9 protein-coding genes and 1 tRNA gene are annotated in these 13846 nt (G+C 72.4%); 3 read left to right on the top strand and 7 right to left on the bottom strand.

Features of this window, described 5'->3' with window-relative positions:
- Positions 1-128: 128 nt before the first annotated feature.
- The 4 genes from SKED_RS13415 to SKED_RS13430 form a co-directional block, all read right to left on the bottom strand.
- Complete coding sequence (locus tag SKED_RS13415) at positions 129-1493, bottom strand: ABC transporter substrate-binding protein (RefSeq protein WP_042438069.1); 1365 nt, start codon at positions 1491-1493, stop codon at positions 129-131.
- A gap of 53 nt (positions 1494-1546) precedes the next feature.
- The gene (locus SKED_RS13420; RefSeq protein WP_012867709.1) at positions 1547-3211 is read right to left on the bottom strand and encodes a glycoside hydrolase family 13 protein; all 1665 of its coding nucleotides are present in this window, start codon (positions 3209-3211) and stop codon (positions 1547-1549) included.
- 299 nt (positions 3212-3510) lie between these two features.
- Entirely contained in the window at positions 3511-4530 is a 1020-nt protein-coding gene (locus tag SKED_RS13425) for a LacI family DNA-binding transcriptional regulator (RefSeq protein ID WP_012867710.1), read from the bottom strand.
- Between the two features lie 71 nt (positions 4531-4601).
- On the bottom strand, positions 4602-5390 hold the full coding sequence (locus SKED_RS13430) for a sensor domain-containing protein (RefSeq protein ID WP_012867711.1): 789 nt from the start codon (positions 5388-5390) through the stop codon (positions 4602-4604).
- A 136-nt stretch (positions 5391-5526) separates the two neighbouring features.
- Here SKED_RS13430 and SKED_RS13435 point away from each other — a divergent pair, with 136 nt between their 5' ends.
- Positions 5527-6270: a DUF429 domain-containing protein gene (locus tag SKED_RS13435; protein WP_012867712.1), complete on the top strand. Its 744-nt coding sequence runs from the start codon at positions 5527-5529 to the stop codon at positions 6268-6270.
- Between the two features lie 111 nt (positions 6271-6381).
- On the opposite strand, the gene SKED_RS13440 is transcribed toward SKED_RS13435, so the two are convergent.
- A tRNA-Met gene (locus SKED_RS13440) sits at positions 6382-6455 on the bottom strand.
- Positions 6456-6632: 177 nt separating this feature from the next.
- On the opposite strand from SKED_RS13440, the gene SKED_RS13445 reads away from it, so the two are divergent.
- On the top strand, positions 6633-8846 hold the full coding sequence (locus tag SKED_RS13445) for an MMPL family transporter (RefSeq protein ID WP_012867713.1): 2214 nt from the start codon (positions 6633-6635) through the stop codon (positions 8844-8846).
- A gap of 70 nt (positions 8847-8916) precedes the next feature.
- Here the strand turns inward: SKED_RS13445 and SKED_RS13450 are convergent, their stop codons facing one another.
- Positions 8917-10539: a methyl-accepting chemotaxis protein gene (locus SKED_RS13450; protein ID WP_012867714.1), complete on the bottom strand. Its 1623-nt coding sequence runs from the start codon at positions 10537-10539 to the stop codon at positions 8917-8919.
- Positions 10540-10767: 228 nt separating this feature from the next.
- Here SKED_RS13450 and SKED_RS13455 point away from each other — a divergent pair, with 228 nt between their 5' ends.
- Positions 10768-11754, top strand: coding sequence for an aldo/keto reductase (locus tag SKED_RS13455; RefSeq protein ID WP_012867715.1), 987 nt, complete (start codon positions 10768-10770; stop codon positions 11752-11754).
- On the opposite strand, the gene SKED_RS13460 is transcribed toward SKED_RS13455, so the two are convergent.
- Positions 11751-13796 (bottom strand): S9 family peptidase, encoded by a 2046-nt coding sequence (locus tag SKED_RS13460; RefSeq protein WP_012867716.1) that lies wholly within the window; start codon positions 13794-13796, stop codon positions 11751-11753. The two genes, SKED_RS13455 and SKED_RS13460, sit on opposite strands and share 4 nt — an antisense overlap.
- Positions 13797-13846 lie beyond the last annotated feature (50 nt).

Below are 13846 nucleotides of genomic sequence, written 5' to 3' on the forward strand. Positions count from 1 at the left end.
GGGAGAGGGCCGCGGTGGGCGGCAGGAGGTGCGGGCGTCGCGCCCCGGCAGCGGGTGCTGCCGGGGCACGACGGTCGTGCGTGCTGGTGCTGCTGGTGGGTCGGGCCGGTGGCGCGTGGTGGCGTCCGTCAGCCCTTGTCGAGGATCGACTGGACCGTCGTCTGGGCGCTCGCGAGGAGCGCGTCGATGTCGGCGTTCTCGTCGGTCAGGACTGCCTGGACGACGGGGTCGAGGGCCGCGTAGAGCTCCTGGGTCGAGCGCGCGGGCTCGGGCAGGAGGGGCTGGTCGAAGATGCCGTCGGTGTAGGGCGTCATCTGGTCGAGCGGCACGTTGACGAGGTCCGCGATCCACGTCTGCGACTCGTCGTAGGTCGCGCGGTCGAAGACGGGCAGCTGCGGAGCGCCGACGGGCTGGCCCTGGTCGGCGGTCGTCTGGGCGTCGAGGACGGCCGACTCCTGGTCGGTGAGCTTCTGCATGTAGTAGAAGTCGATCCACTTGACGGCCGCGGCCTGCTCCTCGGGGCTGGCCTTGGCGCTCACAGCCGCGAGCGTCCCACCACCGAGCACGCCGGCGTCGTCGCCCTCGAGCGGCACGACGGTGACACCGTAGTCGTCGGGGTTCAGGCCGTTCTGGGTGAAGAGGTTGCCGTAGTTGCCGCCGCCCGACACGTACATGCCGATCTTGCCCGCGGCGAAGTCCTGGTTGATGGTCCCCCAGTCGTAGAGGAAGTTCGCACCCATCGAGTTGTCCTCCCACCGCAGCTGCTTGAGGTACTCGAGCGACGCCTTGGCCTCGGGGGTGTCGACGGTCGCCGTGGCGGTGTCGCCCTCGACCGACTCGACCCTGCCGCCGTTGGCGTAGATGAGAGACGTGAGGATCCAGCCGCCGGTGTTGGACTGGGTCATCTGCGCGTAGCCGGCCTGGCCGGTCGCGTCCGCGATGGCCTTGGCGTCCGCACGGACCTCGTCCCAGGTGGTCGGCGGGGCGTCGGGGTCGAGACCGGCCTGCTCGAAGAGCGTGCGGTTGTAGTGCAGGCCCTGGCCGTAGGCCGCGATCGGGATGGCCCACATCGCCCCGTCGGCGTCCTCGCCGGCTTGCGCGACGTTCGGGTTGAACTCGTCGGCGTACGGCAGCTCGTCGACGAGGGTGCTGATGTTGGCGATCTGCTTCCGCTCGATGAGGCCGCGACCGTCGGTGAAGGGGATGGGGAACACGTCGGGCAGGGTGCCGCCCGCGAGCTCGGCGGCGAAGGTCGTGCCGGTCCAGGTGTACTCCTTGGACTTCACGACGACGTCGGGGTTGTCCTTCTCGAACTGCGCGACGCGCGCCTCGAAGGCGTCGATGGCGCCCTGCTCGAGACCCTGGTCGATCGCGACCTCGATGGTGACCTTGCCGTCGGCGGCGGCGTCGTCGTCGGACCCGCAGGCCGAGAGCAGTCCTAGTGCGAGCACGGCGGGCAGCACTGCTGCCGTGCGCTTGGTCCATGTTGACATCGTCGTCACTCCTTGTGTGAGGGGCAGTGCAGGGGAAGAGAGCTGATGGGTGGTCACGCCGTGACCTCGGCGGACAGGCGGAGCCAGACCGCGGTGTCCTGCGGCAGCCGGTCGCCGTCGAGCGGTCCCGAGGCGAGCAGCACGGCATCGTGCTCGGGCAGCGCGACAGGCGTGGGACCGAGGTTCACGACGCAGGCCAGGCGCTCGCCGCGGACGAAGGCGAGCACGTCGTCCCCCGCCGTCGCGGCGTCGAGCCAGGCGAAGGACTCCCCGGCGAGGTCGGGGTCGGTCGACCGCGTGGCGAGCACGCTGCGGTAGAGGTGCAGCATCGAGGCGTCGTCCTTCTCCTGCGCCTCGACGGTCAGCGAGGCCCAGGCGTCGGGCTGCGGCAGCCAGGTCGCGGCAGCCCCCTCGGGGCTGAACCCGAAGGAGGGCGCGTCGCCCGACCAGGGCAGCGGGACGCGGCACCCGTCGCGACCGGGGTCGACGCCTTCGGACCTGAAGTGCATCGGGTCCTGGAGCACGTCGAGCGGGAGGTCCTCGACCTCGGGCAGGCCGAGCTCGTCACCCTGGTAGAGGTAGAGCGAGCCGGGGAGCGCGGCGGTGAGGAGGGCCGCCGCGCGGGCGCGCCGGGTGCCGAGGTCGAGGTCGGTCGGGGTGCCGAACCGCTTGTCGGCGAAGGCGAAGGAGCTCACCTCGCGGCCGTACCGGGTGACGGGGCGGGTGACGTCGTGGTTGGAGAGCACCCAGGTGGCCGGGGCGCCGACCGGTGCGTGCGCGGCGAGCGTGGCGTCGATCGAGGCCCGCAGCTGCGTGGCCTCCCACGGACGACCCATGAAGTCGAAGTTGAAGGCGGTGTGCATCTCGTCGGGGCGCAGGTACTGCGCGAACCGTGCCGTGTCGTCCAGCCAGACCTCCCCGACGAGCACGCGGGTGCCCTCGTAGGAGTCGGCGACGGCACGCCAGCCGCGGTAGACGTCGTGGAGCTCGTCGCGGTCGAGGTGCGGGTGCTCGCCCGGAGCGGGGTCGGCCGGCACCTCGGGGAGCGCGGGGTCCTTGACCGGCAGGGCGGCCGAGTCGATGCGGATGCCGGCGACGCCGCGGTCGAACCAGAAGCGCAGGACGTCCTCGTGCTCGCGGCGCACGTCGGGGTGCGACCAGTTGAGGTCGGGCTGCTCCGGGGTGAAGAGGTGGAGGTACCACTCCCCCGGCGTCCCGTCGGCGTCGGAGGTGCGGGTCCAGGTGCTGCCCGCGAAGCTCGACACCCAGTGCGTGGGGATCTCCGAGCCGTCGTCTCCCTTGCCCGGGTGGAACCAGAAACGCTCGCGCTCGGGAGAGCCCGGGCCGGCGGCGAGCGCGGCCTGGAACCACTCGTGCTGGTCGGACACGTGGTTGGGGACGACGTCGACGATCGTGCGGATGCCGAGCTCGAGGGCCTCGGCGACGAGCGCCTCGGCCTCGGCGAGGGTGCCGAAGGCCGGGTCGATGGTGCGGTAGTCGGCGACGTCGTATCCGCCGTCGGCGAGCGGCGACTGGTACCAGGGGGTGAACCAGACGGCGTCGACGCCGAGCTCCTTGAGGTACGGCAGGCGTGCCCGGACGCCGGCGAGGTCGCCGGTCCCGTCGCCGTTCCCGTCCGCGAAGCTGCGGGGGTAGATCTGGTAGATGACCGCGTTCCGCCACCAGGTGGGGTCGGTCGTCTCGTCCTCGTGCGACACCGTCGTCTCGTCTCTGTGCTGTGGTGCGTGTGCTGTGGGCCGCTCGTCCGGGCGCGCAGGCCGTGACTGCCGTGGCTGCGCTGCCAGGTGGAGCGGTGCGGCGCCGGGCTGGTCGCCCTGCGGTGCACGACAGACACTAAACCTCTCGACAGAAACAACGCAAGAAGTCGACAGGTGAGTTATCGAAGTGTGACCTGAGCGTGGAAGACGTGGATCATGGGCGCGACCAGTCGCGCCACGGCACGATCGCCGGAGGCAGGTCTCAGCGCGTCACCCGCGCCAGGGGGGCAGAGAGCCGGTCAGGCTCCGCGGTTCGCCGGCGCCGGCCCGGTGGACCCGCGGACCACGAGCTCGGGCTCGAAGAGGAGCTCCTGCGGGAGCACCTCCTGCCCGTCGATGATGCTGACGAGCAGCTCGATCGCGGCGCGCCCCATCGGCTCGATGGGCTGGCGCACGGTGGTGAGCGGGGGCTCGGTGCAGTTCATGAAGGCCGAGTCGTCGTAGCCGATGACGGAGACGTCGTCGGGCACGCGCAGGCCGGAGCGCCGGACCGCGCGGATGGCACCGAGCGCGAGCGGGTCGCTCGCACAGACGATGCCGGTGACGCCCTGCGCAAGCAGGCGGCCCGCTGCGGCGTGGCCGCTCTCGAGCGAGTACGCGCTGCGCACGACGCGCGACGGCGGGATGGTCACGCCGTGCTGCGCGGCGAAGGCCAGCGCCGCCGTGAGCTTGCGCTCCGACGGGACGTGGTCGACCGGGCCGAGCAGCAGCCCGATCTCGGTGTGCCCGAGGGAGAGCAGGTGCCCGACGGCCTGCTCGGCGGCGACGTCGTCGTCGCAGGAGACCCGCGGGAACTCGAAGTCGTCGATCGCGGCGTTGAAGAACACGGCGGGGAGGCGGCGCTCGACGAGGCGGTCGTAGTGCCCGTGCGCGGCGTCGCGCTGGGCGTAGTTGCCACCGGCGAACACGATGCCCGACACCTGCTGCGTGAGGAGCAGGTCGATGTAGTCGGCCTCGGTGACACCCCCGGCCGTCTGCGTGCAGAGCACGGGCGTGTAGCCCTGCTGCGCGAGGGCCCCGCCGACCACCTCGGCGAAGGCCGGGAAGATCGGGTTCTGCAGCTCCGGCAGGACGAGGCCGACGAGCCGGGCGCGCTCGCCGCGCAGCTTGGAGGGGCGCTCGTACCCGAGGACGTCGAGCGCCGTGAGCACCGCCTGCCGGGTGCTCTCGGAGACCCCGGGCTTGCCGTTGAGCACGCGGCTCACGGTCGCCTCGGACACTCCGACCTTGCGGGCCACCTCTGCGAGTCGTCGCGACATGCCGCAACTCTACGACAGATCACGCAAGCGGCTTGCGTGGCACCCGTCACATGTCGGCCGTGCGCCCCCGGTCAGCGGCCAGATCCGCCGGGCGCCTCGAGGAGGGTGCGGGCGAAGCCGACCTGGAGGCGGGCCATGGCCCGGGTCATGGGGAGGAGGGTGAGCAGCAGGACGATGCCGACGCCGAGCCGGAACCCGGTCGAGTTGAGCACCTCGAGCACGTCGCGCGCAGCGCCGCTGAAGTCCTCGGCCCCCGAGCTCGCCGGCAGGTACTGGTCCCAGGCGAAGGCGGTGACGCCCGCGGCGGCGCCGACCCACCAGGTGAGGGTGACCGAGAAGGTCACGGTGGCGACGACCCACGCGGTGAGCGCGTGGACGACGTCCCGCCAGCTCTGGACGTCCGACAGCGCCCGGGCGACCCGGCGCGGCAGGGACGGTCGGGGCACGTCCGAGGTCGTCTGCGTCCGGACCGGCTGCGGCCTGAGCGGCGCCCGGAGCGGTTGGTCACCAGCGAGCCCGGCGCGGCGGGCTCCGCGGACCCGCTCGACACCCGCGAACCATCGTGCGACGGCGAGCATCGCGACGGCCAAGGGGAGCCCGACGCCGAGCACCATGAGCGGCAGGGCGACCGCCAGACCGGCGAGGACGAGGACGAAGCCCACGAGCGTCCAGGGCAGGGAGACCAGGACATAGGCCGTGTCGGCTCCCAGGCTGCGCAGCCGGGTCAGCCCGGCGTGGCCAGGTGTGCTCGCCTCGGTCTGCCAGTGATCGGGCTGCGGAGCGAGCCCCGGAGCCGCACCGGCACCTGGTCCGGCAGAGGACGCGGGGCGGAGCGGGAGGGGCGCGGTCGTCTCGATCATTCCTCTATCGTCCTTGGCGGGACGGGGCCAGACCATACGGCCAGCCTCCCTGTCTGGTGGTAGGGCTGGCCCTACTCCGCGACTCCCCCCGCCCTCCACCCGACGCGCGTCGCCCTGACCTGGTAGTCCTGGAGGCATGACTGCACCCGGAGGGTTCTCACCCGGCACACCTGCACCGATCGCGACGACGCGCGTCCTGGGCGTGGACGCCTGCCGGGCGGGCTGGGTGGGCGTCGTGTGGGACGGCGGACGCCCGATGGCGCTGGCCGCCCGGGACATCGGCACCCTCGTCGCCGCTGCGGAGATGGAGGGGCCGGTCGCCGTGGTGGGCATCGACATCCCCATCGGCCTGCCGGACACGGGGCGCCGTCAGGCGGACCTGCTCGCCAAGCAGCAGATCGGCCGGTTGCGCTCGTCGGTGTTCATGACCCCCGTCCGCCCGGCGCTGCAGGCCGAGACGCACGCGGACGCGGTGACCATCAACCGGGAGCTCGCGGGCGAGGGCTTCTCGATCCAGGCCTTCGGGCTGCGCACCAAGGTCTTCGAGGTCGAGGACTTCGTGCGCAGCGAGGAGGGTGCCCCGCGCACCGTCCTCGAGGTGCACCCGGAGGTGAGCTTCGCGCGCATGAACGGCAGCCCGCTCACCGAGCGCAAGAAGACCTGGGCCGGCTCCGAGGTGCGGCGAGCGCTCCTCGACGAGCACGGCCTGGGCGTCACGGGCGTCGGGGCACTCGCCGGCGTGGACGTCGGCGTCGACGACGTGCTCGACGCCGCAGCGGCCGCCTGGACCGCCCGCCGCCACGCCCTGGGAGAGTCCGAGTCGCTGCCCGGCACCCCCGAGGTCTTCAGCGACGGGTGGGCCACGGCGATCTGGGTCTAGCCACGGCGCCGCCTCGCCGAGACTGCGGCAGAGCGGGTCGCCGACTCGGCCCGACAGCTCTTGTACGACGCAGAACGGCCCTCGATCAGTGATCGAGGGCCGTTCTTCTTGTAGCGGGGACAGGATTTGAACCTGCGACCTCTGGGTTATGAGCCCAGCGAGCTACCGAGCTGCTCCACCCCGCGTCGGTAAGCACCACTCTACGTCATCCTCGCCGGTGGTCCAACTCGCGCTCCCGCCCCCCCCCCCCCCCTCGCCTACCGCACCTGCGGTACCCACGGTCCGCCACCTGCCCGATTCGCCGGGGCGTCTCCGCGAGAAGGATCGGTAGCGATCACACCCGCCCTTCCCCAAGGAGTGCCATGTCCACGTTCCTCTCTCGCCTCGGGCGCTTCAGCGCCGGGCACCGGCTGGTGGTGGTCGGCGTCTGGCTGGCCGTCTTCGCCGGCCTCGCCGGGATCCTCGGCGTCAACGGGTCCGGGGAGAGCGCCCCGGAGACCATCCCAGGGTCGCGCGCCTCTCAGGCCCTCGAGGTCATGAACCGCGAGTTCCCCTCGACCGAGGCCCCCGCCGGCGGGACCCTCCAGCTGGTGTTCGCCCCTGCGGACGCCACCGTCACCGACCCGACCGTCACCGCGGGCATCCAGGACGTCCTCACCGAGGCCGCGTCCCTCCCGGGCGTCCAGACGGTCTCCGACCCCTTCGACCCCGCACAGCCCTTCGTCTCGCCCGACGGGAGCGTCGCCGTCGCGACCCTCACCTACGGGGACCTCTCCGAGGACGGTCAGGTGACCTCCTACGACGCAGCCCTCGCCCTCCAGGAGTCCGCTCCGGCCGACCTCGGGGTCGAGCTCGGCGGCAACCTCGTCCCGCTCGGCGCAGAGTCCGGCCCGGGCGAGGTCGTCGGCGTGCTCGTCGCGTTCCTCGTCCTGGTCCTCACCTTCGGCTCGATGCGCGCCGCCGGGGCCAACCTGCTCGTCGCCGTCTTCGGCGTCGGCGTCGGTCTCGTCGGGGTCCTCGCCTACGGGTCCATCACCCCGATCGGCGAGAACTCGATCATCCTCGCCTCGATGCTCGGCCTCGCGGTCGGCATCGACTACTCGCTGTTCATCCTGTCGAGGTTCCGCACCGAGCTGCGGTCGGGACGGTCGGTCGAGGACTCGATCGCCCGCGCCACCGGCACGGCCGGCACCGCCGTCGTCTTCGCCGGCCTCACCGTCATCGTGGCGCTCGCCGCGCTGATGGTCGCCGGCATCGGCTTCATCACCGAGATGGGCATGGCCGGTGCCTTCGGTGTCCTGGTCGCGGTCCTGCTCTCCCTCACCCTCCTGCCCGTCCTCATGAAGACCCTCGGCGTCAAGGCCCTCTCGAAGAAGCACCGCCGTGCCCTGGCCGCAGGCGTGCTCGTCGACGAGGACGCCACGCCCACCCGCGGCTTCGTCCGCCGCTGGGGGCAGGCCGTCGTCCGTCGCCCCGTGATCTCCCTGGTCTCGGGCGTCGTCGTCCTGCTCGTCGTCGCCCTGCCGATGCTCAGCATGAAGACGGCCTTCAACGTCCCCGGCGGCACCGACCCGGAGTCCACCGAGCGCACCGCCTACACCGTCGTCCTCGACGCCTTCGGCGGAGTGCAGAGCCCGCTGATCGTCCTGGCGGAGGGTGACGACGTCGCCTCCAGCACCGCCGCTCTCGAAGACCAGCTTGCGCAGATGCCCGGCGTCGGGCAGGTCATCCCGGCCGAGGTCAGCGCCGACGGCCAGACCGCCCGCATCACCGTCATCCCCACCGGCGGGCCCATCGACGACTCCACCGAGGACCTCGTCCACCAGCTGCGCGAGGACGGCGACTCGATCTCCGGCATCCACGTCGAGGTCACCGGCGAGACCGCCATCGGCATCGACCAGGACGCCGCGCTCGCCGACGCCCTCGTCAAGTACCTCGTGGTCATCGTGCTCATCTCGCTCGCGCTGCTGGTCCTGCTGTTCCGCTCCCTGCTCATCCCCCTGGTGGCGACGCTCGGCTTCCTGCTCTCCGTCGGAGCGTCCTTCGGTGCCAGCGTGGCGGTCTTCCAGTGGGGCTGGCTGCCCGCCCTGGTCAACGCACCGCAGGGCGACCCGATGCTCAGCCTGCTCCCGATCCTGCTCGTGGGCGTGCTGTTCGGCCTCGCGATGGACTACCAGGTGTTCCTCGTCTCGCGGATCAAGGAGATGCACGACCGCGGACTGTCCCCCAAGGACGCAGTCGTCGAGGGCTTCTCGCGCTCGGCCCCCGTGCTCGTGGCGGCGGCCACCATCATGACCGTGGTCTTCGCCGGCTTCGCGACCAGCACCTTCTCGGTCGCCGCGTCGATCGCCTTCGGGCTCATGGTCGGCGTGCTGGCTGACGCGTTCGTCGTTCGCCTGGTCCTCATGCCCGCGCTGCTGTCCCTCATGGGCAAGAGCGCCTGGTGGATCCCCCGCTGGCTCGACCGCGTGCTCCCCCACGTCGACGTCGAGGGCCACGCCGTCGACCAGGCGCCGGTCCTGGTGACCGACGACGACACGTCCGACCACGACGCACGGCAGGTCACGCACGCCTGACGCCGTCGGCCGAAGCACGACGAGGGGGACGCTGCCAGGCAGGCAGCGTCCCCCGCGTCGTGCGTCGTCGTCAGAGCCTGAAGCGTGCCACCGCCTGCTGGAGCGTGGCTGCCATCCCGGCCATGTGCTCCGCCTGCACGCGGGTGCTCTCGCCGCTCTCGGAGGTCACCACCGCCTGGGCCTCGACGTCGTCGATCCCCGCAGAGATCTGCGTGGCCCCGGCAGCCGTCTGGGCGATGCTCCGGCTGATCTCGGTTGTCGTGGCGTTCTGCTCCTCGACCGCGCTCGCGATGGTCGCCTGGTAGTCGTTGATCCGGGCGATCACCTCGGCGATCTCGGCGATGGCGCCAGCCGCGTCCGTGCTGTCCGACTGGATGGTCTGCACGCGGCGCGCGATGTCCTCGGTCGCCTTGGCCGTCTCCTGCGCGAGCTCCTTGACCTCGCTCGCGACGACGGCGAAGCCCTTGCCCGCCTCGCCGGCGCGGGCCGCCTCGATGGTCGCGTTGAGCGCCAGCAGGTTGGTCTGCTCGGCGATCGAGGTGATCACCTTGATGACGTTCCCGATCTCCGTCGAGGACTCGCCGAGCTTGCCGACCGTCGCGGTCGTGGCCTCGGCAGATCCGACCGCCTGGTTGGCGACGCGCGCCGCGTCCTGCGCCGACTGCGAGATCTCGCGGATCGCCGCACCCATCTCCTCGGCACCGGTCGCGACGGTGAGCACGTTCGTCGACACGTCCCGCGCGGCCACCCCGAGCGCACGGGTCTGCGTGGTGGTCGCCTCGCTGGTCCCGGCGATCTCACGGGCCCGGTCCAGCAGCGCCGACGACCCCTGGCTCAGGGCGGTCGAGCTCTCGGACAGCGTCGTGACGGTCCCCCGCAGGCTCTCCGCCGCAGACCGGGCGGCCCGACCCATCTGGCCGATCTCGTCCTCGCCCACCGGCACGGCACGCTCGGTGAGGTCGCCGTCGGCGATCGCCACGAGCGCGTCGCGCACCTGGCCGACACGTCGCGCCGTGCTCCGACCGCTCACGACGGCGGCGACGACAGCCCCGGCGAGCCCGACGAGCAGCAGGACCACGACGAGCAGACGGGACTGGTCGGCGAGCGCGTGGGCGTCGGCCGAGGCCTCGCCGGTCAGGCGCACCTCGTAGTCGCCCATGGCCTCTGCCGACCCCGCGAGCGCGCCTTCCGCGTCGTCGAAGGCCTCGACGAGGCGGTCCGCGGGCGGCGGTGTGTAGCCGGCGGGGGCGGGCTGCAGGAGCACGACGGTGTTGAAGAGGTCGAGGTAGGAGCTCCAGGCCTCGTCGAAGGCGGCGACGTTGGCCTGCCACGTGGCGTCGGGGTCCGACAGCGCGGCGTAGCGCTCCAGCGCGCCGGTGACTCCGGCCTCTGCGTCGAGCGTCTGCTGCAGCGCCTCCTCGGAGAGGTAGGTGGCGCCGGGAGTGGTGTAGCGGATGGTGCCCTTGTAGGTGGCGGCGAGGTTCTGCTGGATGCTCACGAGCGCGTCGAGGCGCTCGACGTTCTCCGTCTGGATCTTCTGCATCTGCGTGTCGAGGGCTCCGAGGCGCGCCCAGGCGAAGGCGCCGGTCGCGAGCGCGACGACCCCCATGATCGCGACGCAGAGCAGGATCTTGGCGGCGATGCCAGAGGCCCAGGCAGTGCGGCGCGAGGTGGCTGGGACGGTCGTGCTCACGGTGAGGCTCCTTCGTGGCGGGATGTCGGTCACCGGACCGATCGACGCGATCCCTACCGCCATGAAGGGTTCTCGGAGTGGTGCCCACCACCCCCGCCGCCCACCTCCGCGCAGGTCAGGCCACCGAGGGGCCCCACCGATCGGGGTACCAGCAGGCCCTGCCACCTCGCGCCACCGGTGCCTAGCGTGAGGAGTGACAGCAGACGACGACGCACCACGGAGGTCACCATGCACACTCGTACGCTCGGTCAGGGACTGCAGGTCTCGGCGGTCGGCCTCGGCGCGATGGGCATGTCCCAGAGCTATGGCCCCAACCCCGGCTCGCGCGAGGAGATGATCGGCGTCCTGCGCGCCGCCGTCGACCGCGGGGTCACGTTCTTCGACACCGCTGAGGTGTACGGCCCCTACGTCAACGAGGAGCTCGTCGGCGAGGCCCTCGAGCCGGTCCGCGACCAGGTGGTCGTGGCCACGAAGTTCGGGTGGCGCATCGAGGACGGCCGCATGGTCGGCCTCGACTCGAGCCCGGAGCAGATCCGCAGGGTCGCCGACGCGTCCCTGCGCCGCCTGCGGACCGACACCCTCGACCTCTTCTACCAGCACCGTGTCGACCCCGACGTCCCCGTGGAGGAGGTCGCCGGCGCGGTGGCCGAGCTGGTCCAGGCGGGCAAGGTCCGGCACTTCGGCCTCTCCGAGGCGGGTGCCGGGACCATCCGGCGCGCCCACGCCGTGCACCCCGTGACGGCGGTCCAGAGCGAGTACTCGCTGTGGACCCGCGACCCGGAGGCCGAGGTGCTGCCGACGCTCGCCGAGCTCGGGATCGGGTTCGTCCCCTTCAGCCCCCTCGGCAAGGGGTTCCTCACCGGTTCGGTGGACACGTCGACCACCTTCAGCGAGGGTGACATCCGCAACCGGGTCCCGCGCTTCACCCCCGAGAACCTCACGGCCAACGAGGCGCTCGTGGAGCACGTGCGCACCCTCGCCGCTGCCAAGGGGGCGACGCCCGGTCAGGTGGCGCTCGCCTGGCTGCTGGCGCAGCAGCCGTGGGTCGTGCCGATCCCGGGGACCCGGCGCATCGAGCGCGTCGAGGAGAACGCAGGGGCTGCGGCCCTCGCGCTGTCGGCCGACGAGGTGGCCGACCTCGACGCCCTCACGCGCCGGATCCCGGTGAGCGGCAACCGCTACGACGAGTCGGGCATGGCGATGGTCGGCCTCTAGGCGGTCTCGCCGCGACCCGGCACCGGCAGCTGCTGCTCCCACCAGGCGAGCACGTGCTCGAGCCGCACCAGCCGGTGCTGGGGGCGGCCCGAGCGCGTGAGCTCGTGCCCCTCCCCCGGGAACAGCAGCAGCTCGGCCTCGACGCCGCGGCGCTTGAGCTCGACGAACCACCGCTGCCCCTGCTCGACGGGGCACCGCCAGTCCTGCTCGGAGTGGATCACGAGGGTCGGGGTCGTCACCTGTGCCACGTGCGCCATGGGCGACTGCGCGGCGACCCGAGCACGGTCTTCGTCCGTGTCTCCGTCGCCGAGGTACTCGAGCCCGAAGAACCACCCGATGTCGCTCGACCCGACGAAGCTCACCGGGTCGAGGAACCCGCGCTCGACGACAGCCGCCGCGAAGCGGTCCGTCCGGGTGGTGAGCCACGCCGTGAGGTAGCCGCCGTAGGACCCGCCCATGACGCCCACCCGGTCGGCGTCGAGCGCCGGGTCGGCCAGCGCGGCCTCGAGGAGCGCCAGCACGTCGTCGGTGTCGACGGTGCCGAAGGCGTGCCGGATCGCCGCGCCGTGGGCCCCGCCGTAGCCGGCTGCGCCGCGCGGGTTGCCGTAGACGACGGCGTACCCGGCGCCTGCGAGCGTCTGGACCTCGTCGAAGAGCGCGACCGTGTACTGCGCGAACGGCCCGCCGTGGATCATGAGGATCGTCGGGTGCGGTCCGGCACCGAAGCGCTCAGGGTCCGGTGTGACCGCCCAGCCGTGGACGGGATACCCGTCAGGGGCGGTCGTGGTGATCTCGACGGGCTCGCGCACCCGTCCGGTCGCGCGCAGGGGCTCGGACCAGTCGGTGAGCGTCCGCGACCCGCCGTCTCCGAGGTCGACCGCGTAGACGTCGCCCGAGGTGCTCGGGCCCGCGACCGTCACGACCGCGCGCCCCGCGGCCGTCGAGACGCCGTGCACCACGACGGACCCGCCGACGAGCTCGCGCGCGGCACCGTCAGCACGCAGCTCGTCGAGCACCACGGTCCCGCGCTCCAGCCGCCCGACGAGCACACCGTCGGGCGTCGCGGCGACGGTCGACGGGTCGAGGTCGACGGCCTCCTCGTCGGTGAGGCGCTGCGGCAGCCCGGCCGCCGCTGGCCGCCCGTCGGCGTCCGTCTGCAGCGGCAGGTGGAAGAGCCCGGTCTGCCGCGCCACGAAGTCACGCCCCGAGGGGCCCATGTCCTGGGCGAGCACCCACAACCCGGCGCCGTCCGACGTCGGCACGGCTGCAGCCACCGCGAGCGTCGAGCCTGCGTCCGCGTCGGTCAGGGGGTGCAGCGCACCGTCGCCGTCGGCCGCGGTGTCGATCACCACGACGTCAGAGCGCCGGTCCTGGTGCCGTCCAGCGTGCCGGGCCGCCACCACGACCACGTGGCGACCGTCGGACAGCCAGAGCGCGCTCGAGAGGTCGACGTCGCCCGAGGTCACCTGCCGGGCGACCGACCCGCTCGTCCCGTCCTCGGCGACGAGCGAGCGTGCCTCGGGGTCAGCAGGGACGTCGACCACGAACAGCTGACGGCGCTTGTCGTGCGTGAACCCGACCCCGTCGTGGCGGTAGGTGAGCTCGGTGATGTGCCGCGGGCGCTCCGCAGCGGGGTTCCCGTCGACCACGTAGCGCCCCTCGTCGGGGACGCGGGCGAGGAAGGCGAGGCTCGAGCCGTCCGGGCTGAACTGCGGCGCCTGGGCTCCGAGCGGCGCGTCGGTCAACCGGACCGGCTCACCACCCACCGCCTCGACGAGGTGCACCTGCGGGCGGCCCTTCGGCTCGGCACGCAGGAACGCGACCCAGCGCCCGTCGGGTGACACCTGCGGGTCGGTGTCCCGGTGCCCGCGGGTGAGGCGGACCGGGGCGGTCGAGCCTTCGACGCTCACGCGCCAGACCTGGCCGGTGTACTCGTCGGTCTCGAGGTCGGGCGCGATCCGGGCCACCACGGCGAAGGTGCCGTCGGGCGAGAGCGAGGGCGCCCCGGGGGCGCGGAGCAGGGAGAGGTCAGCGGGGATCATGCCCTCGACCGTAGTACGAGCCACCCGCCCCCGGCATGCGAGAAGCCCTC

The sequence above is a fragment of the Sanguibacter keddieii DSM 10542 genome, from assembly GCF_000024925.1.
GTDB classification, from domain to species: domain Bacteria; phylum Actinomycetota; class Actinomycetes; order Actinomycetales; family Cellulomonadaceae; genus Sanguibacter; species Sanguibacter keddieii.

What these genes read in the sequence shown, in the direction of transcription:
- SKED_RS13435 (WP_012867712.1), top strand. Translation starts at nt 5,527, where the DNA reads ATGACTGCACCCGGAGGGTTCTCACCCGGCACACCTGCACCGATCGCG.
- SKED_RS13445 (WP_012867713.1), top strand. Translation starts at nt 6,633, where the DNA reads ATGTCCACGTTCCTCTCTCGCCTCGGGCGCTTCAGCGCCGGGCACCGG.
- SKED_RS13415 (WP_042438069.1), bottom strand. Translation starts at nt 1,493, where the DNA reads ATGTCAACATGGACCAAGCGCACGGCAGCAGTGCTGCCCGCCGTGCTC.
- SKED_RS13425 (WP_012867710.1), bottom strand. Translation starts at nt 4,530, where the DNA reads ATGTCGCGACGACTCGCAGAGGTGGCCCGCAAGGTCGGAGTGTCCGAG.
- SKED_RS13455 (WP_012867715.1), top strand. Translation starts at nt 10,768, where the DNA reads ATGCACACTCGTACGCTCGGTCAGGGACTGCAGGTCTCGGCGGTCGGC.
- SKED_RS13430 (WP_012867711.1), bottom strand. Translation starts at nt 5,390, where the DNA reads ATGATCGAGACGACCGCGCCCCTCCCGCTCCGCCCCGCGTCCTCTGCC.
- SKED_RS13460 (WP_012867716.1), bottom strand. Translation starts at nt 13,796, where the DNA reads ATGATCCCCGCTGACCTCTCCCTGCTCCGCGCCCCCGGGGCGCCCTCG.